Below are 25,748 nucleotides of genomic sequence, written 5' to 3'. Positions count from 1 at the left end.
TCGCCAGTTGGTAGAGCGTATGGACTGCGGGCGGTGCCATCGGGCGCATCGAAATTTTGGCGCGCTACGGGGGATAAGGCACAGCTTGTAGACCTTGCTTTCGGGTCGACAATCTCAAGCAGCGTGTAGTCTTTGATTTTAAAATCCTACGGTGTATTGATCGCATCAGGAGAGCAATACGGCGCACGAAATCAGGGCGATTCGCGAGCGCTGCGCAGACCAAGGAAAAGGCGCGAAATGAAAAAGCTTGTGATTTTGGTGGCCGCCACTGTGGCGGTTTTTTCTGCGTCGGCGAACGCCGCGCCGGTTACGACCAGGGGCGGCTATGAATATGACAGAAATCGACTAAGCGATGCCACGGTTCTCAATTGGAACATCGAGGCATGCAGCCACAGCGGCATCGAACCGGACGCGCAAAAGAAGCTTGCGAAGCTGATGAGCGTTCCGGAGGCTAATGTCCGCCTTGAGTTTTGCCGTCGGATTCTCACCGCTTACGCGAAAGGAACCATCCCCTACGACGACTATGTTCAGTTTGTCCAAGGTCACGTCATGAATCCCAGCATTTCGAGGGCTTTGAGGATCTCCGCTTCCAGCCTGCCGAAGCCGCAGGGTCATGGAGAAGGCGACATAGTTCTTCCGGTTTCGGCGAAAATGGATTCCGGTGAGACGTTCAAAGGCTCCACGATCGCGTCGCACGGCAATGGCCGCTTCTCGGTCCAGTCGTCACGGCATTCGGTGAAATGCTCCGGCGCCTACGACCTGAAGGATCGGCGTCCGACTGTTACTCTTCCGATGAAATGCTCGGACGGTCGCACCGGGCAGGCCGAGGTCACGAGAGCGCCGGACCTCATGTCAGCCTGGGGGAAAGTGAAGCTGTCCGACGGAAGCGCCGGCCGATTGGTCGTTGGCTCAGTTCGGAAGCAGCCTTGACCGGCAGGTAGGGCCCCCCCGGGGGGCTTTATATCTGACCAATCAGGACGAGATTTCTGCAGTGAATGAACCGGGGACTGCCGCCACTCAGCCGGAGAAGAACCAGGGCGCCATCTCTATTGAGGGTGACGAAGACTTCCTGGTCCCTATCAGGAGGACATCACTCGCGGCAGGTCGCCGCGGCAAAAAGCCAAGACGCGCAAGCTTCGGATCAGGTGCCACTGTTACGGGTGTTAACAAGAAACATCCTAGCGAGTAGCGCGGGCACTATGAAAACAAAAGCAGTCAGCTAGTTMGCATCGCGTTTATTCCGACGCCTCTGCCGCCGCGTCGCCAGCCGTCCGAAGCACCATGGCGGCCTGACCGGTAAGGCGTGATCAAGCTAACATTTGGAACGCTCGTCTATGACAATCATTTCTTCTCTGTCTGCCACTGCGATCAAAGCTCTTTCCACAGCCACCATAGCGTCTCTGAGCACGGACGAGGTTGCGGCGCTGAGCACAAGCGCAGTCAATGCGCTGACCTCAGTCCAGATCGCCGCGTTGGATACCGAGGACGTTGCTGTCCTTAGCTCGAAGCAAATCAATGCAATATCGGCGAGCGCCATTGTGGGCTTGGGGCTAGATCAACTGGCCGTTCTATCGTCGGTCCAGATTGCGGGGATCTCCACGGTTGACGTGAAACGGCTGACCACCACTCAGATCGCGGGGCTGTCGACGGAGCAGATCGCGTCGCTGTCGACGACGCAGATCGCCGCTCTCTCTGCCTCAGAGGTCGGCGCCCTGTCGTCGGAGGATATTGTGGCGCTGTCGAGCAGCCAAATCGGGGCCATCAGCTCGTCCGTCTTGTCGAAGCTTTCCACTGCTAATATCGCGTTGCTGACCACCAGCACGGTCGCCGGCTTGACGACGGCGCAGGTGGCTGCGCTGACGACCAGCCAGATCGCTGCGCTCACGACTGGACAGATTGATGTTTTGAGCTCCACACAGATCAGTGCTCTGAGCATGAGGCAAGTTGCCGCTCTAGGCGCCGACGGCGTGGCCGCACTCTCGACCGCGCAAATCGCTGCGCTGAAGACCGCCTCGATCGCCGGGTTCACCACCGGTGAGATTGCGGCACTGTCGACGACGCAGATCGCGTCGCTGTCGACGGCGCAGATTGCCGCTCTCTCTGCCACAGAGGTCGGTGCCCTTTCGTCGGAAGACATTGAGGCGCTGTCAAGCACCCAAATCGGAGCCATCAGCGCGTCGGTATTGCCGAAGCTTTCCACTGCTAATGTCGCGTTGCTCACCACCAGCACGATCGCCGGCTTGAAGACGGCGCAGGTCGCGGCTCTGACCACCAGTCAGATCGCGGCGCTGACGACCAGTCAGATCGACGTTTTGAGTTCCACGCAGTTGGCCGTTCTGAGCTTGAAGCAGGTTGCGGCTTTGGGCACTGATGGCGTGGCCGCACTCTCGACTGCGCAAATCGCGGCGCTGAAGACCTCCTCGATCGCCGGGTTGACCACTGATGAGATTGCGGCGCTGTCCACAACACAGATCGGCGCATTGACGACGACGCAGATCGCCGCTCTTTCTGCTACAGAGGTCAGTGCCCTGTCGTCGGAGGATATTGTGGCGCTGTCGACTAGCCAAATCGGAGCCCTCAGCGCGACGGCCCTCTCGAAGCTTTCCACCGATAATGTCGCATTGCTCACCACCGGCATGGTCGCCGCCTTGAAGACGGTGCAGATCGCGGCTCTAACGACCAGTCAGATTGCGGCGCTGTCGACGACGCAGATCGATGTCTTGAGCTCCACGCAGATCAATGCTTTGAGCGCGAAGCAGGTTGCGGCTCTTGGCACCGACGCCGTGGCTACGCTTTCGACCGTGCAAATCGCGGCGCTGAAGACCGCCTCGATCGCCGGACTGACCACCGATGAGATTGCGGCGCTGTCCACAACGCAGATCGGCGCATTGACGACGACGCAGATCGCCGCTCTTTCTGCCACAGAGGTCGCTGCACTGTCGTCAAAGGATATTGCGGCGCTGTCGAGCAGCCAAATCGGCGCCCTCAACGCTTCGGTCTTATCGAAGCTGTCCACCGATAATGTCGCACTGCTCACCACCAGCACGGTCGCCGGCTTGACGACGGCGCAGATCGCGGCGCTGACGACCAGTCAGATCGCGGCGCTGTCGACGGCGCAGATCGATGTTTTGAGTTCCACACAGATCAGTGCGTTGAGCGCGAAACAGGTTGCAGCTCTGGGCACCGACGCCGTGGCCACGCTTTCGACCGCGCAAATCGCAGCGCTGAAGACCGCTTCGATCACTGGGCTGACCACCGCTGAGATCGCGGCATTGTCGACGACGCAGGTTGCCGCGTTGACCACGACGCAGATCGCCGCTCTCTCTGCCACAGAGGTCGGCGCCCTCTCGACGGTGGATATTGCGGCAATGTCGAGCAGCCAAATCGGCGCCCTCAGCGCGACTGCCCTCTCGAAGCTTTCCACTGCTAACGTCGTGCTGCTCAGCACCGGTACGATCGCAGCTTTGAAGACGGCGCAGATCGCGGCGCTGACGACCAGCCAGATTGCCGCGCTGTCGACGACGCAGATCGACGTTTTGAGTTCAACGCAGATCGGTGCTTTGAGCCTGAAGCAGGTTGCAGCTCTAAGCACCGTCGCCGTGGCCGCACTCACGACGACGCAAGTTGCCTCGTTGAAGACCGCCTCGATCGCAGCGTTGACGACCAGCCAGATTGCCGCGCTGTCGACGACGCAGATCGGTTCATTGACCACGACGCAKATCGCGGCTCTGACCTCCGCAGAGATCGGCGCCCTGTCGTCGAAGGATATCGAGACGTTATCGACCAATCAAATCGAAGCGATTGGCACTCGCGGCCTGGCGGGACTGTCAACCTATGATATTTCCATCCTGTCCAGCGCTCAATTATACGCTATCACGACAGCCCAGGCGGCGGCATTGGACTCGGCGCAAGTCGAGGCGATCATTGCGGCCTATGCTGCCTATAGCTAACGACGACGCCTGCTATGGCGAAATAGCGGGAAGCTGCAGACGTTGGTTTGGAACCACGATCTGCAGCTTGCCGACGCAGAATGATCGGGCAAGCATCAATCGCGATCGATTTCGATGCGAAGATCGCGGATCAGCGCTTCGCGTTTGGCGAGCGCGTCAATGGCGCCGTCGGCCAGCGCTCTGGCAACAAGGTTGAGCAGGCCCTCGCAGAAGACGATATAGGCGCCCATGCTGTTGCTGAAGAAGCTGCTTGCATGCGGCACCAGAAATGCATGGCGGGCAGGCGGGACGAGGGGAGACGATCGGGTATCCGTTACGGCGATGACGTCGAGCCCCCGGCGAGCACCGAGGGCCGCGACTTCGGCGACATTTCGCGTATAAGGCGCGCAACTTGCAACGACAAGGACATCGCCGGGCTCGAGCTGGGCAAGCCCCTCCGCTTCGCCAAGGCGCGGCGCATCGAGCAGGGCGACATCGCTTCTCAACATCGCCAATCCATAGGTAAGAAAGCTCGCGAAAGCGTGAAACTGGCGCACTCCGTAAACGCGCACACGCCTCGCATGGGCGAGTCTGTTCGCCGCTGCATGCAGCTCGGGACCGTCGAGCTGCGCGAGAAAGCCGTCGATATTGATCTTCGATTCGGCCGCCAGTTTCTCGAAAACGTGGATTTCCTCGTCGGCTTCCTCCTTGATCGAAATCAGCCGGCCAGCCTGGCGGCTGTAGAAATAGCGCCCGTCATCGGAAATCGCTTCCCGGAAAACATCCTGAAAATCCCCGAAGCCGCCGTAACCCAGCCGCTTGGCGAGCCGGGTCAAGGTGGATGGGTTGATGCCGAGCCCTTCAGCCAATTCGGAAATCGTGCGGACCGCCGTCTGTTCAGGCGTATCGACAAGTCGGGAGAGAACCCCGAGCGCCTTGCCTCCCAGCGAGAGATCGGTATTGCCGCGTCGGATGTCGACCGTCAGCGCCCGAAGCTCCTCAAGTGTTTGCGGACGCGGGGAGCTTTTCGATGCGCTTATCGTGGTCATTCATCTTGCCTCATGCGGGACTGAACGCATCGCTCTTAAAGCGGAAACGCGGAGAAGTCTCGTTTCCATCATAGATCGTGCAATCGACCTTGTCCGTACCGATCTTGAAATAGGCGGTTGCCAGCGTGTTTTCATTATCCGGATCGTCGGGCTGCTGGCGATAGATCGGTAAGGCGCTTTGTGTCGTATCGTGGAGGATAGCGAGAGGATCGACGTTGCCGCCGGCTTCCGCAATCATTGCATCCGCCCGCTCCTGCCGCGAGTTCGAAGAACCGGTAACGAGCTGCTGCTCCGCGCGGATACCCGCGTGGATCAGATGATTGGCGTGGCTGGAGGGGCTGCGCACGGTCTGGACGGACAGGTGCTTGTGGGTGAACTCCAAGCTGAGGATATCGGCCTCCCCGGATCGGGCAAGCGTCAGATGAAAAGCGCCGGCGCGGGGCGCGGTCTTTACCCGTTCGAAGGCCTCATCCAGAGAGCCGCAATCCAGAAGCGCGCGGGTCACGACCATGCGTGGCAGGCCTTCGCCGGTCTCGCGGGAGCGAATGTTGTTGACCGTCATGACCAAGCCGGCGTCGTTGAGGGCAAAGGTGTGGCCGGGAAGGGATGCCGGATAGACGAATGCGGTAAAGGCTCGGCCCTTGGACGGACGCACGGTCGCGAGAGCGCAACCGCGCCGCAGGCCGGGGTCGCCGTCCTCGTTGTGCGCGACGACGGGTTCAGAGCCAGGGATTTGTATCGTCGTGCAGCCATCCGGGCTCATGGCCCAGATGTCGCCGCGGCAGTTCCACGCGAAAACATCCTCTAGCGGCAATTCCAGGCCGGCTGCTAGCCCGCGCAACTCCTCGAAGTAATGAGGAAAAAGCGTCTCCGTCAGCCGTCTCGCAGCCTGTACCTGATCGTGATTCTTAGAACCGGTCACATGTGCCCAGGCATGGGTGCGGATCAGATGCGCATGGGCGGCATCCGCGCCGTGGCGGCCGAGCTGAAGGCCGATTTCGAACGGCTCGCCGGCAATCGCGATGCAGGAAAGCCGGTGGGATCTATCAATGGACATGCTGGAGGAACTCACGAAGGCGCGGATTTTCAGGATTGTCGAGCAAAGTGGTCGGATTGCCGTCGACCGTGATCTTGCCACCCTCCATGAAGATCAATCGAGTGCCGACCTGTCGGGCAAACGCGATCTCGTGGGTGACGACGATCATCGTCATGCCCTCTTCGGCGAGCGACTGCATGACCTTCAGCACTTCCTGGCGAAGTTCGGGATCAAGCGCCGAGGTGGGCTCGTCGAAGAGCATCAGTTTCGGCTTGACCGCGAGCGCGCGGGCTATGGCCACGCGCTGTTGCTGGCCGCCCGACAATTCGGAGGGATAGTGATGGCCTCGCTCCGCTAGCCCCACCTTCGCGAGCAGTGTTTTGGCCTGCGCGGTTGCTTCGGCTTTGCCCAGGCCGCGGACGCGGCGAGGGCCGAAGGCGACATTTTCCAAGGCCGTCATCTGCGGGAAAAGATTGAACTGCTGGAACACCATGCCCGCTTCCTGGCGGATGAGGCGCACGCGCGAACGTCCCTCGCGCACGCTGATATTATCGACAACGAGATTACCGCCATCGATTTCCTCCAGCGCATTGATGCAGCGCAGAAGGGTGGACTTGCCCGAGCCGGACGGGCCGATCAGCACCACGACCTGGCCGGCCTCGATGTTGAGATTGACATCCTTGAGKACCGTAATCGGACCGAACGTCTTGGTGACGTTTCTGAATTCTACGATGCTCATAGGATGCGCATCCTCTTTTCGGTGAAGCGGAGGGCGAACGTCAGGACGCCGGTCATGATGAGGTAGAGGATGGCGACCGCGGTCCAAATCTCKACCGCGCGGAAATTGGCTGCCATGATCTCCTGCCCTTGCCGCGTCAATTCACCAACGCCGATGACGATGAAAAGCGACGTGTCCTTCAGGCTGACGATGAATTGATTGCCGAGCGGCGGGATCATGCGGCGAAAGGCGATTGGCCCGACGACATAGGCGAGGACCTTCCACATCGGCAGGCCGAGTGCGAGCCCGGCTTCCTTGAGGCCCTTGCTGACGGAAAGCAGCGTGCCGCGAACGATTTCCGCTATGTAGGCGCCCGCATTGACGATGATGGCCGTGATGGCGGCCGTCATGGGGTTGACGCGGATGTCGGCCAGTATCGGCAGGGCGAAATAGATGAACATCACCTGCACGACGATGGGCGTGCCGCGAATGATCTCCACATAGACGAAGGCGATGGCGTTGAGCAGCCAGTTGCCATAGGCGCGCATGAAGCCCGCGACGGCGCCGACGGCGATGCCGCCGACAAGACCCGCAAATGCGATGAGAACGGTCAAGCGAGCGCCGCCGAGAAGAGCAGGCAGGGCATCGATGACCACCGACCAGTCGAATTGCATTGGAATACTCCCGTGGACTGCGCGCCGGCTGCACCGACGCGCATGAGGCTACCGGGCGATCAGAGCTTCGGCTCAGCGCCGAACCACTTCTTGTAGATGGCCGTGTAGGTGCCGTCCTTCTTGAGCTTGGCGAGCGAAGCGTTCACCTTGGCGACGAGCTCACTGCCTTTMGGAAAAGCGATGCCGTATTGCTGCGCCATCATCTGCTCGCCGACAGCCTTCACCTTTCCGGCGCCGGCCGTCTTGATGTAGTAGAGCACGTTCGGCGTATCATGCATGGCGGCGTCGACACGGCCGGTCTGGAGTTCCATGTAGGCATTGTCCACATTCGGGAACTGGCGCAGTTCGGTGTCCTTGAAATTAGCCTTGGCGTAGTCGGCTGCCGACGTGCCGGTCTTGATCGCCAGCGTCTTGCCCTTCAGGTCCGCCGGGCCTGTGATCTTGCTGTCAGTCGGGACCATCAGCAGAAAGCCACTGTCGTAATAGCCGTCGGAAAAGTCGATGACCTTCTTGCGTTCATCCTTGATGGTGATGCCGGCAAGGCCGACATCGACCTGCTTGGTCTGCAGGGCCGGAATGATGCCGTTGAAGTCCATCGGCTGAAGCGTGTAGCTGACGCCGATATCCTTGGCCACTGCCGCCCATAGATCGATATCGAAGCCGACATACTCGTCGCCTTGCTTGAATTCGAACGGCACGAACGCGGTGTCGGTGGCGACGATCAGATCCTTGGCCAGAGCCGGGCTGAAGGAGAGGGCGGCGACGAAAGCGCCGATCAGCAAATGACGAATACGCTGTTTCATGGAAGTTCCCTTTATCGTTGATGCGTCTGAAGTTTGCTCAGATACGCTATATGCAAATATAGAATGCTTTTTGGGATTTGTCGCATTGAAAATTTGCAAAGATGAATCTTTTGCATTGAAATGAATGCATACGAAAAGGGTGGCAATCCATCTTCACGCGGCCATGGAGAACACCGAACATACAAAAGCCCGCGCTGGGGAACAGCGCGGGCCCTCTTCAGTAATTGTCAGCTTTTAAATGGAGGCGATTGCGGCCTCGATGGCATCTCCCAATCTTTCGACAATCGCCTCGACATCGCTCTTCCCGACGATGAAAGGCGGGGCCAGCAGAACGTGGTCTCCGGTCTGCCCATCGATGGTGCCGCCCATCGGGTAGACCATCAGGCCACGGGTCATGGCTTCCTTCTTGATCCGGGCATTGAGTTTCAGCCCGGCGTCGAACGGCTTCTGGGTCGCCCGGTCCTTCACGAGTTCCACGCCACGGAACAAGCCGCGGCCGCGAATGTCGCCGACATGGTGGTGGTTGCCCAACCGCTCGACGAGGCATGTTTCCAGATGGTTGCCCATGTCCCTGACATTGCCGAGCAGACCGTCCCGCTTCAGGATGGTTTGCACTGCAAGTCCTGCGGCGGCGGCCATCGGATGGCCCATATAGGTATGGCCGTGCTGAAAGAAGCCTGATCCGAGTGCGAAGGCATCGAAGATGCGCTTCGACAGCAGCACCGCGCCGACAGGCTGATACCCGCCTCCAAGACCCTTGGCGACGGTCATGAGGTCGGGCGAAACCCCATCCTGCTCGCAGGCGTGCAGCGTGCCGGTGCGGCCCATACCGCACATCACTTCGTCGAGGATCAGCAGCACGCCATATTTGTCGCAGATGGCGCGAATGCGTTTCAGGTAATCGGCGACCGGCGGAACGGCGCCGGCCGTTGCACCCACCACCGTTTCGGCGACGAAGGCGATGACCTGATCGGCGCCGAGTTCGAGGATCTTAGCCTCCAGTTCACCGGCGGCGCGGGCGGCATAGGCCTCGTCGCTTTCCCCGGGCATTTGCAGGCGATAGGCATAGCAGGGATCGATATGATGCGTTTCGATCAGCAGCGGCTTGAACTGTGCCCGTCGCCACTCGTTGCCGCCAGTTGCGAGCGCCCCCAGCGTATTGCCGTGATAGCTCTGCCGGCGCGCGATGATGTGGCGACGCTGCGGCTCACCCTTCTCCACGAAATATTGACGCGCCATCTTCAGCGCTGCTTCTACCGCCTCCGATCCGCCGCTGACGAGATAGACGTGATCGAGACCTTCCGGCGCATCGGCGACGAGCCTGTCCGCCAGTTCTTCGGCCACTTCGGTCGTGAAGAAGCCGGTATGGGCATAGGCGATCCGGTCGAGCTGCGCATGAAGTGCAGCAAGCACGTCGGGATGGGCGTGACCCAGGCAGGAAACGGCAGCACCTCCGGAGGCGTCGATATAGGCCTTGCCGGTGGCATCGAACAAATGAATGCCTTCGCCGCGCACGGCGACCGGCAGGCTGGCATGAATGGATCGATGAAGCAGGTGGGTCACGGTGTTTTCCTGATGTTGCGGGACGTGAGGTGTGTGCCGAGAGCGGCAAGGCGTTCGTCGAATTCGCGCAGCGCCAAAAGCGTCTCGTCGCCGCCGTGCCCGGCAACGAGCGCGCCGACAATTTCGGCGGCCGCGAAAGCCGGCACCATGCTGTGGAAGAAGGAGGGACTGTCGGTCTGAACGATGAGAGCCATGTCCGCCGACTGCGCCAGCGGCGCAACCGGGCTGTCGGTGATGGCGATCAGGCAAACGCCGCGTTCGCGGGCGTAGTCGGCGATCTCGATGGTGGCGCGCGTATAGGGAAGGACGCTCACCGCCACCAGTACGTCCTGCGGCCCGGCCCGGCCGATCGAATCGGCGCCGGTTCCGCCGATCCCATCCAGCAGCGTCGAACGTTTTCCGATAAGCGAGAGAATGTAGTGCAGGTGCCAGGCCGAGGCATGGCTGGAGCGTAGCCCGAGGCAATAGACCTCGCGCGCCGCCGAAATGCGGGTGCTGACCTCGGCAAAGCGTGCAAGCGAACCCGGTTCTGCCAATGAGCCCGCCTGTCTGCCGAAGGTCATCAGCATTTCGCCGGCGAGAAACTGGTCGCCCTTCAGCTTCTGGTGCTGCGCCTGCTCGCTCACGCGACCCGCAAAGTTTGCTGCGTCGCCGCGAACCGCGGCGCGATAGAGCGACCGGATGTCCTCGTAACCATCAAAGCCGAGATGCTTGGCGAGCCGTGTCATCGTTGCCGGTTGCAGCCCCGCCTGTCGCGCCTGCTCGCGCATGGAAAGCAGCGCGATATCGCGAGGATGGTCGAGAATATAGCGGGCGGCCGCCTGCAATTGCGCGGACATGCCGTCGAAGGCTGCAAGGATTGTCTCTTCAAGAGGATTTTTTTCCATGCCGGATTTGTATCCTTTATAGGGCGTTATTGCAACATATGTTTCATTGTGATTAATATGAAACATATGGATCGCAGGAGTTGGCGTGCCGGAGACAACTATCACCGTGGCCCCGAATGGAGGGCGCCGCACGAAACAGGATCATCCCGCCATTCCCTTGACGGCCGCGGAACTGGCGCGCACCGCCCGCGAATGCCTGGAGGCAGGCGCGTCGATGATCCATGTCCATGTCCGCAAATCGGATGGCACGCATCTGCTGGATGCCGATGCCTATCGGTCCGCGATCGCCGCGATCCGCGCCGAAGTAGGGGATCGAATGGTGATCCAGATCACCAGCGAGGCATTGGGAGTATATTCGCCCGCCGAACAGATCGCCGTGGTGAAGGCCGTGCGCCCGCAGGCCGCGTCGCTGGCGCTGCGTGAACTTGTTCCGGATGCGTCCCACGATGCGGCTTTCGCGGACCTGCTTGCCTGGATGCAGCGCGAAGACGTGCTGCCGCAGATCATCCTCTATGAGCCTGCGGAGGCGATCCGCTTGGCCGAATATCGTCAGCGCGGTCTATTGGCGTTCGATGATGTGCCCGTGCTCTACGTGCTGGGACGCTATACCGTTGGACAGACCTCGGCGCCAACGGACCTTTTGCCCTTTCTCGCGCTGGACATGCCGCGTTTTTCCCATTGGAGCGTCTGCGCATTCGGCCGTGACGAAGCAGCATGTGTTACCGCCGGAGCACTTCTCGGAGGGCATGCCCGTGTCGGTTTCGAGAACAATCTTTACCGGGTGAACGGTCATTTAGCCGCGTCGAACGCCGACCTCGTGCGCGACGTCGAGTCGGCCCTTCGGCATCTGGGCCTTCGGCGCTAGCCCCGGTTCATCCGTTACGCCGTGCGAGATCCTTAACTCGCCGACTGATCTTCGGTTGCCCCGGAACAAAGGTTTTTCCTGGAAGCAAGGAAATCGATGAAGGTGCGAACCTTGGCGGAGAGATATTTTCTGCTGGGATAGACTGCATGCAGGGTTGCGGTGAATTTAACCTCATCGGGCAGAACCATCTCCAGCCTGCCTTCGGCAACGTCGGTTTGCGTCATCCATACGGGCAGGAAGACGAGGCCCATGCCTTCGAGCGCTGCGAGATGCAGCATGATTTCGTTTTCGCTTTGCATGATGGGCCGAAGGTTCACCGTTGCCGGACCTTCCGCTCCATCGATGGTAATGCTGCCGTTTGCATTCATGCCGCTATAGGCCAGCAGCGAGTGACCGTTGAGGTCGGCCACCCGGGTCGGGCGGCCGGTGCGCGACAGATAGGCGGGAGAACCCACGAGGTGAAAGGTGACCTTCATCAGCGGGCGCGCAATAAGGCTGGGGTCCAGCCGTTCGGGAGCCGTCGCGCGTAGGGCCAGATCAAATCCCTCGTCCACGAGATTGACGATCCGGCCGCTCAGATCCATATCGAAGCGCACGTCGGGATAGCGTTGATGATATTCGGCAAACGCTTGGGCGACGAGCGTATTGGCAGCCCACACCGGAGCGCTGAGTTTTAGAACCCCGCGCGGCATGACCGTGACATTGCTGACGGCGGCCTCCACCTCGTCGAGCCCGTCGAGCATTTGCTTGGTCTGGTTGAAGTAGAGCAGACCGGTTTCGGTCACGCTGACATGGCGGCTGGTTCGGTTCAGCAACCGGGTTCCGAGCCGGTTTTCCAAGTGCATAACATGCTTGCTGGCCATGGCCGGCGAAAGGCCAAGGCGCTCTGCGGCCGCCGTGAAGCTCCTGAGCTCGGCCACCGTGCAAAAGACTCGCAGACTCGTCAAACTATCCATGGATCATCAACGTATAGGAAGTGTTTCTTCAATGTAAGGCGCATTGATCAACAATTGCGAAAAGTTAACATTGGCTGCAAGAACACGGGCAAAACTCGTTTTCCCCGCGATTTCGCACCCGTGGACTGGTGCGGTTCAATAAGGATGCAGCAGGTGAGCAAGTTTCGGCTTCCGACTTATTTCGTCAGTCACGGCGGTGGTCCGTGGCCGTATATCACCGATGATTTTCGCCGTAACTTTGACAAGCTCGAGCAATCGCTGATCGAGATGCGGGCGGAACTTGCCAATGCGCCCAAGGCGGTGCTGGTGATCTCCGGCCATTGGGAAGAGCAGGGTTTCGCCATCTCCTCCGGCGCCAGACCGGGAATGGTCTACGACTATCACGGCTTTCCCGAGTACCTCTATCATATCAAATATGATGCGCCTGGTTCGCCGGAGCTTGCCAAGCGCGTTCAAGACCTTCTGCATGGGCGCGGAATCGAAGCCAGCCTCGACCCGACGCGCGGTTTCGACCATGGCACGTTCAGTATCATGAAGCCGCTTTACCCGGAGGAGGACATCCCACTGGTTCAGCTCTCCTTGGACGTGGGCTACGATCCAGCCTTGCATCTTGAGCTAGGACGGGCCCTTGCGCCATTGCGCGACGAAGGTGTGCTGATCATCGGCAGTGGCCTCAGCTATCACAATTTGCGGGAAATCAGGGGCACCAGCGGCTACGAGCCGTCTCGCCAGTTCGACGCCTGGCTCCAGCAGACGCTGGTCCATTCGTCTCCCTACGAGCGCGCCGAGCGGCTGCTCAAGTGGGAACAGGCCCCGTCCGCCCGCGCCGCGCATCCGCGTGAAGATCATCTCATTCCGCTGATGGTGGTGGTCGGCGCGGCGAGGGACGAACCCGGTTCCGTCACCTACCATCAGACCGATTTCGCAGGCGGCATTACCGCCTCCAGCTTCCGCTTCGGCCATGTGCCCGCAACCCTTTCATCCAAGGAAGATACACAATGAGCGAGAATGCATCGAAGCCGGTCCTCTATTTCAAGAAGGCCTGCCCCTTCTGCCTGAAAGTGAGGTTGTTCCTGTGGGAAGCCCGCATGATGGAAGAGGTGGAAATCCGTGAATGCGAGCCGGGATCGAAACAGGAGAGTGACATTCGCGCCGAGCTTGCCGGTCACCTCGACAAGGTGAGCTTCCCTGCCGCCCGGCTGGAGCCAGGCCGCTACATCGCCGATTCCGGCGAGATCATCGCGCTTCTGGCGGCAAAATCGGGCTGTGTGCCCGCCGACATGCCCGTGCTTGCCAGCTACATCGAAGGCGCTCTCAAGCCGATGATGAAGCTGTGGAAGGAAAATCTCGAGCTCAAGGCCGCAGCCGCTTGAGCATATCAACAGCCAATCAGGAGTAATGCCATGCCGAACACAACCAAGTGGACGCCTCATATCCTCGCAATTTTGCGAATCGTGACCGCGTTGCTGTTCCTTGAACATGCAACGATGAAGTTCTTCCAGTTCCCCGCCGCCATTCCCGGCGTACCTTATCCGCTGCCCGCGATCATGCTCGTTGCTGGCGCGATTGAGATCGTGGCCGGATTGCTGATAACGGCCGGCTTTTATACACGCATCGCAGCCTTCATCGCTTCCGGCGAGATGGCCGCCGCTTATTGGATGGCTCACGCGCCGCAGGGCTTCTGGCCGGCACTCAACATGGGCGAAGCCGCCATCATGTTCTGCTTCATCTTCCTCTATATCGCCTTTGCCGGTCCCGGCAGTTGGGCACTCGACAATGTCCTGCGCCCGTCCACGAAGCAGGTGTCGCTTACCGAAGGCGCATAATGCCAATGCGCTCCCGTCATGTCACGGGAGCGCATCACCGGCCGACGATCCGGCCGCCCGCTTTCCTGCAGGCAAACCAACTCAGTCCCAATTCAATCAAAGCAACAACAAGCTTTTGGAGGCACGCAATGAAGGCTGCTCTTCTGAAATCCTATGGTGATGTCGATCAATTCGAGATCGGCGAGATTCAAACGCCGAAGCCCGGGCCAGGCGAAGTCCTGATCAAGATCGAAGCATCGGCCGTCAACCCTTTCGATCTCATCCTGCGCCAGGGTTTCATGGCACAGTATATACCGCTTCCGCTACCGGCAGTATTGGGCGGCGATGCMGCGGGCATCATCGCCGCAGTCGGCGAGGGCGTCACCGAAGTAGCAATCGGTGATCGGGTCGTTGCCGACTTCGCGGCCAACGGCAAAGGGGCTMATGCCGAATTCGGCGTCGTTCCCGCCACATCGGTCGCCAAACTGCCGGCGGCACTAAGCTTCGAAGAAGGAGCGGTCTTGGTAAAGGCCGGGCTTACGGGGCGTCAGACTGTGGACGCGCTGGGAGTCAAGGCCGGCGATCGCGTCCTGGTTTCCGGCGCGCTTGGCTCGGTCGGCCGCGCGGCAATCCAATATCTCCAGCAGATCGGTGCCAAGCCGGTGGCTGGCGTCCGGCCCGAACGATTGAGTGAAGCGCGCGCGTTGGCGGGTGAGGCGGTGGATATCACAACGTCACCGGGAAATCCCGGCTTCGACTATGCCATCAGTGCTGCGGCGCCGGTGGCCGAAAATCTCATCGCTCACGTCCGCGACCGCGGCCAAGTCGCGAGCATCGTTCCGGTGCCCGAGGGTGCCAAGACGGACAATCGCGTGACCATCCATGAACTCTATCACCGCACCGATATTTTAAGGGCGGCATTTCCTCTCTTGCGGCATACTCGCCCTCGGCGACCTTCGCGATCAATTCCGACGGCACCATTTCCGGTGACGTGACGGCATCGCTMCCGGCATCACTTCTCGGCGTGGTCGGGGTGAACCAGGTACCGGTCGCCGTTCACGCCGCTGCAACTGCCGCATCATCCGATCCAGTCTCCAACGGCGCTCCTTGCATCCTGCTCCTCGATACCGGGCAGAATGCGCTCTACGTCAATTCAGGCGCGGGAATTCAAAAAACCTCATGTGAGATGCATGTCCATTCTGCCGCCTATCCAGCCGCCACCTTCACGGATGGCGGCAACGGACTGAAGCTTGCGCGCATCTGCATCAAGGGTACTCAGATCTCCTACAACAATCAGCTCAATCCGGCTGTGGAGAAAAATTGCGCGGCTTCGGATGATCCCTTTGCGGGCAAGCTCCCGGCCGTGAGTTCGCTGGGTTGCGATCAGCAATTGGGCGGACATCTGCCGGACAATAAGGCCGTCGACAAGCTCACACCGGGGATCTACTGCAACGGCCTTAGCGCAAATGGCTCACCGCGGATCGAACTGGCGCCTGGTCTCTATGTGATCAAGAACGGCGATTGGTTCTTCAATTCCGGAACCACCTTAGTCGGCGACGACGTGACGCTCTATTTCGCCGACACATCCAAGATCTTCTTCAACGGCAATGTGAATATCGACCTGTCCGCGCCCGCGGATGGAAAATACAAAGACATCTTGATCTTCGAGCAGGCTGGCTTGCAGAAGACCGACATGCTCTTCAATGGCAACCAGAATGCGGTGCTCAACGGCATCATCTATTTGCCCAGCCGAAATGCGCACTTCAACTCCACCTTTGCGATGAACAATGACCGCACTGCCATCGTGCTCGACGACCTGAGCCTCGACGGCACCAACTGGAACCTGACGCCATTGTCAGGCACCGGCGGATCATCGGCAAGCAGCGGGAGCGCATCGCCGCGGCTGGTTCAATAGACGCGGCGGGGAACCCTGGCGACTGAACTTCAGATCCGGCTGGTCGCCGTCCCAGGCCTGGAGGCCGCCGGGAACCTCACGGAATCTCAGGCACTTTGTCCCCATCTTTCCGGAAAGGCACATCGCATCGGCCCTGACCGTCCATGTGACGGAGAGCGCAAACGGCAAAGGGCCGCGTATGCTGCCGGAGCCATCCTTATTGAGGATGACCTTGAGGGTCTTGCCATCGGGCGCGTCGGCCGTCCAGGGAGCTCCGTCGGCGAGTATGGCAGCAGCCTTTTGGGCGGCAAGATAAGCCTGTCCTTCCGTGCCGAATGCAGGACTTGCAGCAAGGATTGCGGCGGCTGCGGCAAGCTTCAGATGCGTTTTCATGATCAATGTTCTTTCCTTGTTTGATTTGTTGCGGGTGGCGAAATGGTGGGGATGTCTATTGCGGAGCCGCCGCTCCCTTGTCGCTCCAGCTCGGCGGTAAGCCCAACTGACCGGCAACTGCTCCCGTGAGGCCCGGTGCCGAACCGAATGCTTTGCAGGCGTCGTATTTCGGGTCGCCGCCGAGCGATGCCTTTATCTTTTGTATCGATGGTATGGCCGGCTTTCCCTTGAAGGGGTCTTGGCCCCTTACCAGCATGCGGCTGAAGTCGCCGCCAAAGGCGGAGGAGAGGGAATAGGCATCGCCGACCGAGGAGATCCGCGCTTTTGTCGTCAGCATGTTTGCCCCGCGCGACCAAAGCATGGCCGCCTTCTGCGCTCCATCCTGACCGACAGCTTCCGCCTCGACGGACAGCCCGCCGAGGCCGATTGGAATCCTTGGAATGGGAATGGCGAGCGCGACTGATGTGCCGAGCGACGCGACGGCGGATGTCGCCGCGGCCGTCCGGTTGGTTGGAACGATATCGGTGACAGTGGCATGCACGACGAGATCCGCCGGTTGGTTCGCCGCCACGACCTGGAAGCGGTCACTGAGGCCGGTACAAAGAGCCCGGTCTATGGCGTTGGCAACAAGCGCAAGACCCTTCGGGTCTAGTGCGCCGCTGTTGCCGAGCTGTGCCGATGTCGGCACGATACGCACTGTGCGTGCAACAAGGACGGACGCTGGGTCTACCCGCAGCTTCGCCTTCGTCAGCGACCCTCCCGATGCAGCCATATCCTTATAAGAACTGAGGGAGGTGCCCTGATGCAGCGGCACGCTGGCACAAGAGGGAAGCGCCGCGAGCAGAATGACGGCTGCGGTCTGCGGGCGGATGTTGGTAAGCCGAAAGCTGGAGGTCATGTGGCAAATTTCTGAACAGTGATCGTCGTTCAGCTTTTAGCCACGCCAGCGTTAATGGCTGTAAAGGCAGTGTAAAGTTGGGTAAAAGCCTGAGAGGCAGATGTTTAAAGACGCTGAGCCTGCTCAGGCACGTATGCTTGCCGGTGCATAGGCCTTCGGCCTTCGGGGAATTTCGAGGGTGATGGCCAAGCCGCCGGCGGCAGGCAGCGATGCGGAGACGCGCCCGCCGTGACGCTCGATCGCCTGTCTGGTGATCGCAAGGCCGAGGCCATATCCGCCTTCCGGCACGGCGTTGTTGCCACGGGAAAATGGTTGGAAAATGCGTTCGAGCTCGTCTCGCCCGACCCCAGGTCCTTGATCCGTCACGCGGATCTTGAGGAGATCGCCAGTCGTCTCACAGGATACCGATATGCTTGAATGTGTTGCGGTATATTTAACCGCATTGCGAATAACGTTTTCGAGTGCCCGATAGATCAGCTCGCCTTCTACTTCAGCCGGAAACGTGCCGCCAACGCCGGGCGTGATCGAGACCTCGCGGGCCTGGGCCTCGAATGCAGCATCGCCCAGGATCTCGTTCAAAAGGTCGATGACATCAAGGGATTGCGTTTTCAGAGGCAGGCTGGAGCCGGCGGTCAGTCTGGCGAGCGTTAGAATCTCGCCCACGAGCACGTCGAGCCGTTCGACCTCCCTATCCATGCGATCCAGCATGACATCGAGTTTTGCAGGATTCTGCCGGAGGACACCCACGGCGGCCTGAAGGCGGGAGAGGGGCGAACGCAGCTCATGGGACACGTCATGAAACAGCCGCTGCTGCGCATCCTGAAGTTCCTGCAGCCGCGCGGCGCTGGAATCGAAATCATGCGCGAGCGCGGTGACTTCGTCCTTTCGGCCGGCCATCTTGTTCCCGATGCGGACGTCGAAACGGCCGTGGGCAAGCGCGCTCAGGCCATCACGAAGGTGCACGACGGGACGAATGAGATATCGGGCGAGAGCCGCCGCGGCGACCGTGCTTGCAACAAAGATCGAAAGCCAGGGCACCAGCAGAGCCAGGTTGTCGATAATATTGAGAAGGAAGTTGGGTTCCGGCGCCACGGAGATCCGGTAGCAAATTCCGTCCTTCAGGACGGATTTCGTCTGCGACGTACTCTCATTTCCGCACGCACTCGCGTCCGCGGTTTTCGAAAGCGTCAGGCCAAGCGGCACCGTATTCTCGCTTGTGCGGACGAAGCGCGCGGCGGCGTCCTCGCCATCCGTTGTGAGCACGTTTGCCGTCAGCTTCAGAATGATCGCGCGTTCCTGATACTCCCGGTCGCGGCCGGGGGGCGGGATCTGAAAGAGGTTGACGATCACGATGATGACCGTGAGCGTCGTTGCAAGCGTCAGCCAGATTGTCGCGAAGAACTTCCAGAATAGCCGGGGCATGATCAATCCACGAGAAGTTGGTAGCCCTGGCCGCGCACGGACTGGATCCAGGATTGTCCGTCCTCCCGGAGCCCGAGCTTTTGCCGAACGCTGCTGATATGGACGTCGATGCGGCGGTCAAATGGCGTGAGCGGCTTCCCGAAGGCCCGCTTCGAGATGTCCTGCTTCGACACGAGCTGGCCGGCGCCGCGAGCGAGGACTTCAAGCAGGCTGAATTCAGTGCCGGTCAGATCCAAGGTCGCGCCGCGCCACTCGGCGGTTCTGCTGCCCGGTGGATCACGAGCTGACCGGCTCTGAGCGTATCGGTCGACACGCCGCTTGCCGGTTGACCTGCCCGGCGCAGGATGGCACGCAGGCGCGCTGCAAGTTCGCCAGGCGAGCAGGGCTTTGGCACATAGTCGTCGGCGCCGAGGTTCAAGCCCGAAATCCGGTCGATGTCATCGCCTCTGGCCGTCAGCATCAGTACCGGGACCTGGCTCAGCTTCCGGACTCGCTGCAGAACCTCGATCCCGTTCATCCGCGGCATCATGATGTCGAGTACGATGATGTCGACCGTATTGCCGGCGGCGGCGGCAATAGCGGCACGACCGTCCGTGTCCGTTACGACCTCATATCCTTCCTCGCTCAGATATTCCTGAAGAAGCGTCGTCAGCTCGACATCGTCGTCGATGAGAAGAACCTTGTTCATTCACGTTACCCGTCATTCCTATCCGCCATTCATACAGCACAAAAGCGAGCGCGGGACGAAGTTTTACTCAGCTTAACATTAACTTGACCGCACTTAACGTTCGCCCGGCTACTGATCGATGTGGCGGCATCGGTCGCGCGGCAGGAACAGCCTGTGCCCATGCCGGAACCTGCAAGGAATGCATCGTTGAACAAGCCATCCATGACATTCGCCGCCGCATTCGTCGCGGCTGCGCTTCTTTTCCCTCTCCCCAATGCCATTGCGGAACAGGCCGCCGTACCTGCAGCCGCGCTCACTGTCTCCCTGGCAGCGCCGGCGCAGCGCGACTGGCCGGAAACCGTTCCCGCGAGCGGCTGGCTGAAACCGTGGCAGGAAGCAATCATCGCCTCCGAGACGAGCGGCCTGCGCATCACCGAGGTTCTGGTCGATGTCGGGTCGGTGGTCACCAAGGGGCAGACGCTGGCCCGGCTTTCGCAGGACAGCGTGCTCGCCGATATTCGCAAGCAGGAGGCGGCCGTCGTGACCGCCAAGGCGAAACTCGCTAAAGCCACGGCCGACGCAGATCGGGCGCGGCAGCTTCGCTCCTCCGGCGCTCTATCCGCTGAGAAAATCACCGAATATTTCGCCGACGAGCAGACGGCAACGGCGAGCCTGGCATCCGAGGAAGCCGCGCTCGACAGCGAAAAGATCAAGCTGGATCAGACAACCATCACTGCCGTCGATGATGGCCTCATAACCTCGCGTTCCGCCGACCTCGGTGCCGTCGTCTCTACAGGCACCGAGCTCTTCCGCATGGTGCGCCAGCAGCGTGTCGAATGGCAGGCGGAAGTATCGGCGCGTTATCTGTCGCGCATTTCCGAAGGCTTGAGCGTTGCGATCAATGGACCGGACGGTCATGCCATTGCCGGCAAGGTGAGACTTGTCGGGCCCTCTGTTAGCACCGATACCAGCCGGGCGATCGTCTATGTCGCGCTTCCGGCCGACGTTCGTCCGCGCACCGGCCTTTATGTCACTGGCAATATCGAGCTGCAGACCACACCGGCGCTCACCGTCCCCGAGACGGCGATCGTGTTCCGGGATGGCATCAGCTACGTCTTCACCGCCGGCGATGATAAGCGGGTTCGACGGATCCGGGTGGAAACCGGCCGCCGCAACAATGGCGAGGTCGAGATCATCTCCGGCATCGACCGGTCGGCGAAAGTCGTCACGTCGGGCGGTGCCTTTCTGTCCGACAATGACCTCGTAAAGATTGCGGAGGCGAACTGATGAACTTCTCGGCCTTCTCGATCCGTAACCCTGTCCCTGCGATCCTGCTGTTTGTCATGCTTGCCGTCGGCGGGCTGTTGGCCTTCAAGCATCTGCCGGTCCAGAATTTTCCCGATATGGACCTTCCGACCATCAGCGTCACCGCCACGCTCGACGGCGCGGCGCCGACGCAGCTCGAGACCGAGGTCGCCCGCACCATCGAGGATAGCCTCGCAGCTCTCAGCTATCTCGATCACATCACCACGACGATCACCGACGGCACCGTGTCGATCAAGGTTTCCTTCAAGCTGGAGAAAGACAGCGAAACGGCCCTCAACGAGGTTCGCAATGCCGTCGACAGCGTCAAGGCCGATCTGCCCTCGCAGATGGAGTCTCCGAGCGTCACCAAGGTCACGGTGCAGAGTTCCGCGCTCGTCACCTATGCCGTCCGCTCGACCGCTCTCAACGAGACCGAGCTTTCCTGGTTTGTCGACAATGATCTGACCAAGGCGCTGCTGTCGGTGCAGGGCGTCGGGCAGGTCAATCGCATCGGCGGGGTCGATCGTGAGGTTCATGTCGATCTCGACCCCAAGACCATGGCATCGGTCGGCGTCACCGCGGCCACTGTGTCGTCGCAGCTAAAGGCCATGCAGGCCGATACGTCCGGTGGTCTTGGCGAAGTCGGCGGCAACCGCCAGACCTTGCGCACGCTGGGCGCCCTGCCATCGGTCGAAGCACTGAAGGGGCTACGGATCCCCCTGGCCAACGGCCAGCAGGCCCGTCTTGACGACATCGCCTCGGTCAAGGATAGCTTCGCGGATCGTTCCTCGATGGCCTATCTCGACGGCAAGCCGGTGATCGCGGTCGAGATCAAGCGTTCGAACGGCTTTTCCGACAGCGGCGTCGCGTCTGACGTCGGCAAGGCGATCAAGCAATTCGCAGCCGCCCATCCGAATGTGCAGATCGATGAGGCTTACAGCACGATCGGGCCGATTATCGATAATTATGACGGCTCGATGCACATGCTCTTCGAAGGGGCGATCCTGGCGATCGTGGTCGTCTGGCTCTTCCTTCGGGACTGGCGCGCGACGATTCTCTCGGCAGTGGCGCTGCCTCTGTCGGTCATACCGACCTTCCTGGTCATGTATTTCGCCGGCTTCAGCCTGAATATCGTCACGCTGCTTGCGCTGTCGCTGGTGGTTGGCATCCTGGTCGACGACGCTATCGTTGAGATCGAGAACATCGCCCGCCACCTACAGATGGGCAAACGGCCGATCGATGCGGCGATGGAAGCGGCCAATGAGATCGGGCTTGCCGTCATCGCGACCACCTTCACGCTGGTCGCCGTCTTCCTGCCCACGGCCTTCATGAGCGGCATACCGGGCCTCATCTTCCGCCAGTTCGGCATCACCGCCTCCGTCGCGGTGCTTGCCTCGCTCGTGGTGGCGCGTCTGCTGACGCCCATGATGGCAGCCTATTTCATGAAGGCGCATCCGAAAGAGGAGAAGGACGGGCGCATCATGCGCGCCTATATGACGATCGCCAAGGCGGCTCTGAAGCACCGGAAGACCACGATTGCCGCAACCGCCGTCGTCGTGGCGCTTTCGCTCGCCACCATTCCCTTGCTGAAATCGGGCTTCCTGCCTGCTTCGGACGATGGGCGCACCCAGGTGACGCTCACCATGCAACCCGGCGCCACCATCGAGCAGACGGATGCGATGACCCGCAAGGCTGCGGATATCGTCGGCAAGCTGCGCGACGTCATGCATGTCTTCTCCTCGGTCGGTTCGACATCCTCCAGCAATGGCCCTGATACCAGCTCCACGAGTGATGTCGGATCGGCCACGATCGTGGCAGTCCTGACACCCATCTCCGATCGGGATCGAAAGCAGTCGGAAATCGAAAATAGTATCCGGCAGGCGCTCTCCGCTCTCCCCGGCGTACGGGTGGAGGTGGGCAGCGGCGGCAATGGCACGAAGCTTGAGATCACGCTCGCCAGCGACGATGCCAGTGCGCTCGATAGCGCCAGCACGGCGCTCGAGGAGCAGTTGCGCACGCTGCATGGCATCGGTGCGGTMACATCGACGGCGGCAAGGCAGGCGCCGGAAATTCAGATCACGCCCGACTTTGCGCGCGCCGCAGCACTCGGGGTAACGTCGAATGCAATCGCCAGCGCCGTGCGCGTGGCAACGAACGGGGAATATTCCTCCGACCTGCCGAAGCTCAACCTGCCGCAGCGCCAGATCCCGATCGTCGTCCGCTTCTCGCCGGAAACGCGCACCAGTCTGGACGACATCAAGACCATGCGGGTGGCCGGCACCAATGGCAATGTCGATCTCGGATCGATTGCCGATATCCGCATCGGCGGCAGCCCTTCGGAGATCGACCGTATCGACCGGATGCGCAATGTCACGGTCTCCGTCGAACTCAACGGCCGCATTCTKGGCGATGTCAACCGCGAGGCGCAGGCGCTGCCGGCGCTTCAGCACCTGCCGCCGGGCGTCACTCTTGTGGAGCAGGGCGAGTTGCAGCGCAGCTCCGAGCTGTTCCAGAGTTTCGCGCTTGCGATGGCGATCGGGGTGTTCTGCATCTATGCGGTGCTCGTCCTGCTCTTCCATGACTTCCTGCAGCCGCTCACCCTATTGATGGCCCTGCCGCTCTCGCTCGGCGGCGCGCTGGTGCCACTCGTGCTGACCGGAACCAGCTTCTCGATGGCAGCGGTCATCGGGTTGCTCATGCTGATGGGCGTGGTGACGAAGAACTCCATCCTGCTCATCGAATATGCGATCATGTCGCTTCGCCAAGGCATGTCCCGATTTGATGCCCTCGTCGATGCCTGCCACAAGCGGGCGCGGCCGATCGTCATGACCACCATAGCCATGGCATCGGGCATGCTTCCCGTTGCACTCAGCCTGACGGGCGGGGATTCGAGCTTCCGGCAGCCGATGGCCATCGTGGTGATCGGCGGCGTGATGATGTCGACGCTGCTCAGCCTCATCGTCATCCCGGTCATCTTCACCTTCGTCGACGATCTGGAACAGGTGCTCAAGCGGCTCCTGCGGCGGGTTGGGCTGAGCCATGAAAGTGCCGACGACGAGGCGCCGCAGGCATCCAATGACCGCGAGGCGATCGCTTTCAAGCCCGATCAGAAGCAGGCACGCAGCCACAGATGATCCCTTCTCAAGACGTCATTGGTCCAATGCATCTGCGCCGAACAGAAGCAGGACTTGCCGATGCTCATGGCAACTTCTTCGGTCGCGTTCCTCCCCCCGGAACGAGGCCGCGGGACGTGTACCCCCCGCAGGCGGCGTCATGCCGCCTGCGCGTCCTGCCGTCCGAAGGAGAGGGGCTGTGAGCTTCCGATCGATCCGGTTTTCTCGCAGCAGTCCGATGCGGGCGCTCATTCTCGTACTGTCCTTTCTGCTCATCCTGTCCGGATGCATGCAGACCCTCGACAGGGCTCTCGATGCGAATGAGGCGGGCAAGGCCGCCATTGCCGGCTACGGCGAAATCCGGATCTATCTCGATGCCCGATTCAACGAAGCACCGCGCGATTTCCATGATTGGGCACCGGTGACGACGCGCAAAAAAGCCGCCGCCCTGATGATCTCAGGCGGCGGTGCGGGTGGCGCGTTCAGCGTCGGTGTGCTTTCGGCTTGGAGTGCTGCGGGGACCCGTCCACAGTTCGACATCGTGACGGGCGTCAGTACCGGCGCCTTGATCGCCCCTTACGCCTTCCTGGGATCGGCCTATGACGATACCCTCGTGCACCTCTATACCAGCGGCGTTGCGCAGGAGTTGGTCCGGACCAAGGGCTTCGTCGGGCTGTTCGGGTCGAGTCTGCTGCGAGCCGGACCATTGAGAGGGATGATCGAACGCTATATCACGCCGGCGATCCTGCAGCAGGTGGCCGCCGAGCATCGCAAGGGCCGCCGCCTCTTCATCCTGACCACCAATCTCGATAGCCAGCGCGCCGTCATGTGGAACATGGGCGCGATTGCCAATAGTGGGCGCCCCGACGCTTTGAAGCTGTTTCAGGATGTTCTGACGGCATCTGCGAGTATTCCCGGCGTTTATCCGGCAGTCATGATCAAGGCCGAGTCCGGAGGGCGGCATTTCGAGGAGATGCATTCGGACGGCGGGTCGGCCTCGCAAGTCCTCATGATGCCGCAGGCTTTTCTCACGAGTTCCGATCGCCTAATGCCCGTCAAAGGGCAGGGCATCGATTTCTACGTGATCGTCAACAATGCGCTCATGCCCGAGTTTGCCGTCACGCCTGACAGGACTCTTCCGGTGATCGTGCGGGCCTATTCGATCTTCATCAAATCACAGACCCAGAGCGCGCTGACGGCGCTCTACAACTATGCACGGCTGACCGGCGCCGGCTTCCATCTCGCCTCGATCGATGCGCAGGTTCACTATTCGACGTTCGATCCGTTCAACACCAATTATATGCGGGCGGTCTATGCTCTGGGATATGCCGAATTCACCGCGGGGACCCTGTGGAAGGAAAAGCCCGTCTTTCGCTGACGGGCTCCTATCCTGGATTAGTTTTTGACCTCAGACGACACCGCCGAGGCAGACATATTTGATTTCGGTGAACTCCTCGATGCCATAGCGCGATCCCTCGCGGCCGAGGCCGGAGAGCTTGACGCCGCCGAAGGGGGCTTCGGCCGTCGAGATCAGGCCGGTGTTGACGCCGACCATGCCGTATTCCAGTGCCTCGGCGACCCGGAAGACGCGAGCAAGATCCTTGGCATAGAAATAAGAGGCAAGACCGAATTMGGTGTCGTTGGCCTGGGCGATGACATCGGCCTCGTCCTTGAAGCGGAAGAGGGGAGCGACCGGCCCGAAGGTCTCTTCCTTCGCGACAGCCATCGCCGGCGTGACATCGGCAACATCGGCAAGCACCGTCGCCTCATA

23 protein-coding genes and 1 pseudogene are annotated in these 25,748 nt (G+C 60.7%); 11 read left to right on the top strand and 13 right to left on the bottom strand.

Annotation, left to right across the window (positions count from 1 at the left end):
* Positions 1 to 237: 237 nt before the first annotated feature.
* Both QD357_RS28710 and QD357_RS28705 read left to right on the top strand, forming a co-directional pair.
* On the top strand, positions 238 to 930 hold the full coding sequence (locus QD357_RS28710) for a hypothetical protein (protein ID WP_414125570.1): 693 nt from the start codon (positions 238 to 240) through the stop codon (positions 928 to 930).
* Positions 931 to 1,334: 404 nt separating this feature from the next.
* Positions 1,335 to 3,950, top strand: a complete 2,616-nt coding sequence (locus tag QD357_RS28705; RefSeq protein ID WP_414125569.1) for a beta strand repeat-containing protein — start codon at positions 1,335 to 1,337, stop codon at positions 3,948 to 3,950.
* Between the two features lie 95 nt (positions 3,951 to 4,045).
* On the opposite strand, the gene QD357_RS28700 is transcribed toward QD357_RS28705, so the two are convergent.
* The 7 genes from QD357_RS28700 to QD357_RS28670 all read right to left on the bottom strand — a co-directional run bounded on the left by QD357_RS28700 (position 4,046) and on the right by QD357_RS28670 (position 10,659).
* Entirely contained in the window at positions 4,046 to 4,978 is a 933-nt protein-coding gene (locus QD357_RS28700; RefSeq protein ID WP_183938908.1) for a MurR/RpiR family transcriptional regulator, read from the bottom strand.
* A gap of 10 nt (positions 4,979 to 4,988) precedes the next feature.
* Positions 4,989 to 6,035, bottom strand: coding sequence for a C45 family autoproteolytic acyltransferase/hydolase (locus QD357_RS28695; RefSeq protein ID WP_414125568.1), 1,047 nt, complete (start codon positions 6,033 to 6,035; stop codon positions 4,989 to 4,991).
* Positions 6,025 to 6,747, bottom strand: a complete 723-nt coding sequence (gene glnQ, locus QD357_RS28690; protein WP_414125591.1) for a glutamine ABC transporter ATP-binding protein GlnQ — start codon at positions 6,745 to 6,747, stop codon at positions 6,025 to 6,027. Before glnQ ends, QD357_RS28695 begins: the two co-directional genes overlap by 11 nt.
* Before the next feature lie 2 nt (positions 6,748 to 6,749).
* Complete coding sequence (glnP, locus tag QD357_RS28685) at positions 6,750 to 7,406, bottom strand: glutamine ABC transporter permease GlnP (RefSeq protein WP_183938914.1); 657 nt, start codon at positions 7,404 to 7,406, stop codon at positions 6,750 to 6,752.
* A 59-nt stretch (positions 7,407 to 7,465) separates the two neighbouring features.
* Positions 7,466 to 8,209, bottom strand: a complete 744-nt coding sequence (gene glnH / locus QD357_RS28680) for a glutamine ABC transporter substrate-binding protein GlnH (RefSeq protein WP_183938916.1) — start codon at positions 8,207 to 8,209, stop codon at positions 7,466 to 7,468.
* Positions 8,210 to 8,443: 234 nt separating this feature from the next.
* Entirely contained in the window at positions 8,444 to 9,772 is a 1,329-nt protein-coding gene (locus tag QD357_RS28675) for an aspartate aminotransferase family protein (RefSeq protein ID WP_183938918.1), read from the bottom strand.
* Entirely contained in the window at positions 9,769 to 10,659 is an 891-nt protein-coding gene (locus QD357_RS28670; protein WP_183938920.1) for a MurR/RpiR family transcriptional regulator, read from the bottom strand. Before QD357_RS28670 ends, QD357_RS28675 begins: the two co-directional genes overlap by 4 nt.
* A gap of 85 nt (positions 10,660 to 10,744) precedes the next feature.
* Here QD357_RS28670 and QD357_RS28665 point away from each other — a divergent pair, with 85 nt between their 5' ends.
* A complete protein-coding gene (locus tag QD357_RS28665; protein ID WP_414125567.1) occupies positions 10,745 to 11,524 on the top strand; it encodes a 3-keto-5-aminohexanoate cleavage protein in 780 nt (259 codons plus the stop codon).
* 32 nt (positions 11,525 to 11,556) lie between these two features.
* Here the strand turns inward: QD357_RS28665 and QD357_RS28660 are convergent, their stop codons facing one another.
* Positions 11,557 to 12,480: a LysR family transcriptional regulator gene (locus tag QD357_RS28660; protein WP_183938924.1), complete on the bottom strand. Its 924-nt coding sequence runs from the start codon at positions 12,478 to 12,480 to the stop codon at positions 11,557 to 11,559.
* Between the two features lie 153 nt (positions 12,481 to 12,633).
* Here QD357_RS28660 and QD357_RS28655 point away from each other — a divergent pair, with 153 nt between their 5' ends.
* From QD357_RS28655 to QD357_RS28635, 5 genes are all read left to right on the top strand, one after another.
* On the top strand, positions 12,634 to 13,482 hold the full coding sequence (locus QD357_RS28655) for a class III extradiol ring-cleavage dioxygenase (protein WP_343069983.1): 849 nt from the start codon (positions 12,634 to 12,636) through the stop codon (positions 13,480 to 13,482).
* Positions 13,479 to 13,853 (top strand): glutathione S-transferase N-terminal domain-containing protein, encoded by a 375-nt coding sequence (locus QD357_RS28650; RefSeq protein WP_183938928.1) that lies wholly within the window; start codon positions 13,479 to 13,481, stop codon positions 13,851 to 13,853. Before QD357_RS28655 ends, QD357_RS28650 begins: the two co-directional genes overlap by 4 nt.
* A gap of 30 nt (positions 13,854 to 13,883) precedes the next feature.
* Entirely contained in the window at positions 13,884 to 14,306 is a 423-nt protein-coding gene (locus tag QD357_RS28645) for a DoxX family protein (RefSeq protein ID WP_183938930.1), read from the top strand.
* Positions 14,307 to 14,434: 128 nt separating this feature from the next.
* Positions 14,435 to 15,280 carry an NADP-dependent oxidoreductase gene (locus QD357_RS28640; RefSeq protein WP_414125566.1) on the top strand — a complete coding sequence of 282 codons (846 nt, stop codon included), beginning with the start codon at positions 14,435 to 14,437 and terminating at the stop codon, positions 15,278 to 15,280.
* Between the two features lie 38 nt (positions 15,281 to 15,318).
* Complete coding sequence (locus QD357_RS28635) at positions 15,319 to 16,200, top strand: hypothetical protein (protein ID WP_414125565.1); 882 nt, start codon at positions 15,319 to 15,321, stop codon at positions 16,198 to 16,200.
* Here QD357_RS28635 and QD357_RS28630 read toward each other — a convergent pair.
* The 4 genes and pseudogenes from QD357_RS28630 to QD357_RS28615 form a co-directional block, all read right to left on the bottom strand.
* Entirely contained in the window at positions 16,156 to 16,572 is a 417-nt protein-coding gene (locus QD357_RS28630) for a hypothetical protein (RefSeq protein ID WP_414125564.1), read from the bottom strand. The genes QD357_RS28635 and QD357_RS28630 overlap by 45 nt on opposite strands.
* A gap of 55 nt (positions 16,573 to 16,627) precedes the next feature.
* Positions 16,628 to 17,470, bottom strand: coding sequence for a DUF3313 domain-containing protein (locus QD357_RS28625; RefSeq protein ID WP_414125563.1), 843 nt, complete (start codon positions 17,468 to 17,470; stop codon positions 16,628 to 16,630).
* A gap of 123 nt (positions 17,471 to 17,593) precedes the next feature.
* Positions 17,594 to 18,892 (bottom strand): ATP-binding protein, encoded by a 1,299-nt coding sequence (locus tag QD357_RS28620; RefSeq protein ID WP_183938938.1) that lies wholly within the window; start codon positions 18,890 to 18,892, stop codon positions 17,594 to 17,596.
* A 2-nt stretch (positions 18,893 to 18,894) separates the two neighbouring features.
* Positions 18,895 to 19,580 (bottom strand): annotated as a pseudogene (locus QD357_RS28615) (response regulator).
* 159 nt (positions 19,581 to 19,739) lie between these two features.
* On the opposite strand from QD357_RS28615, the gene QD357_RS28610 reads away from it, so the two are divergent.
* The 3 genes from QD357_RS28610 to QD357_RS28600 all read left to right on the top strand — a co-directional run bounded on the left by QD357_RS28610 (position 19,740) and on the right by QD357_RS28600 (position 25,355).
* On the top strand, positions 19,740 to 20,846 hold the full coding sequence (locus QD357_RS28610; protein ID WP_183938942.1) for an efflux RND transporter periplasmic adaptor subunit: 1,107 nt from the start codon (positions 19,740 to 19,742) through the stop codon (positions 20,844 to 20,846).
* Complete coding sequence (locus QD357_RS28605) at positions 20,846 to 23,998, top strand: efflux RND transporter permease subunit (protein ID WP_414125562.1); 3,153 nt, start codon at positions 20,846 to 20,848, stop codon at positions 23,996 to 23,998. Before QD357_RS28610 ends, QD357_RS28605 begins: the two co-directional genes overlap by 1 nt.
* Before the next feature lie 217 nt (positions 23,999 to 24,215).
* Positions 24,216 to 25,355, top strand: coding sequence for a patatin-like phospholipase family protein (locus tag QD357_RS28600; RefSeq protein ID WP_414125590.1), 1,140 nt, complete (start codon positions 24,216 to 24,218; stop codon positions 25,353 to 25,355).
* 30 nt (positions 25,356 to 25,385) lie between these two features.
* Here the strand turns inward: QD357_RS28600 and QD357_RS28595 are convergent.
* The coding region (locus tag QD357_RS28595; protein WP_414125561.1) for an aldehyde dehydrogenase family protein at positions 25,386 to 25,748 on the bottom strand (363 nt) is incomplete at its 5' end.

The sequence above is a fragment of the Rhizobium sp. BR 317 genome (assembly GCF_047445835.1).
In the GTDB taxonomy this organism is placed as follows: domain Bacteria; phylum Pseudomonadota; class Alphaproteobacteria; order Rhizobiales; family Rhizobiaceae; genus Rhizobium; species Rhizobium paranaense.
This window is presented reverse-complemented; position numbering and strand designations above follow the sequence as displayed.

What these genes read in the sequence shown, in the direction of transcription:
- QD357_RS28630 (WP_414125564.1), bottom strand. Translation starts at nt 16,572, where the DNA reads ATGAAAACGCATCTGAAGCTTGCCGCAGCCGCCGCAATCCTTGCTGCA.
- QD357_RS28620 (WP_183938938.1), bottom strand. Translation starts at nt 18,892, where the DNA reads ATGCCCCGGCTATTCTGGAAGTTCTTCGCGACAATCTGGCTGACGCTT.
- QD357_RS28695 (WP_414125568.1), bottom strand. Translation starts at nt 6,035, where the DNA reads ATGTCCATTGATAGATCCCACCGGCTTTCCTGCATCGCGATTGCCGGC.
- QD357_RS28650 (WP_183938928.1), top strand. Translation starts at nt 13,479, where the DNA reads ATGAGCGAGAATGCATCGAAGCCGGTCCTCTATTTCAAGAAGGCCTGC.
- QD357_RS28660 (WP_183938924.1), bottom strand. Translation starts at nt 12,480, where the DNA reads ATGGATAGTTTGACGAGTCTGCGAGTCTTTTGCACGGTGGCCGAGCTC.
- QD357_RS28600 (WP_414125590.1), top strand. Translation starts at nt 24,216, where the DNA reads ATGCGGGCGCTCATTCTCGTACTGTCCTTTCTGCTCATCCTGTCCGGA.
- QD357_RS28670 (WP_183938920.1), bottom strand. Translation starts at nt 10,659, where the DNA reads ATGGAAAAAAATCCTCTTGAAGAGACAATCCTTGCAGCCTTCGACGGC.
- QD357_RS28710 (WP_414125570.1), top strand. Translation starts at nt 238, where the DNA reads ATGAAAAAGCTTGTGATTTTGGTGGCCGCCACTGTGGCGGTTTTTTCT.
- QD357_RS28610 (WP_183938942.1), top strand. Translation starts at nt 19,740, where the DNA reads ATGCCGGAACCTGCAAGGAATGCATCGTTGAACAAGCCATCCATGACA.
- QD357_RS28700 (WP_183938908.1), bottom strand. Translation starts at nt 4,978, where the DNA reads ATGACCACGATAAGCGCATCGAAAAGCTCCCCGCGTCCGCAAACACTT.
- QD357_RS28625 (WP_414125563.1), bottom strand. Translation starts at nt 17,470, where the DNA reads ATGACCTCCAGCTTTCGGCTTACCAACATCCGCCCGCAGACCGCAGCC.
- QD357_RS28645 (WP_183938930.1), top strand. Translation starts at nt 13,884, where the DNA reads ATGCCGAACACAACCAAGTGGACGCCTCATATCCTCGCAATTTTGCGA.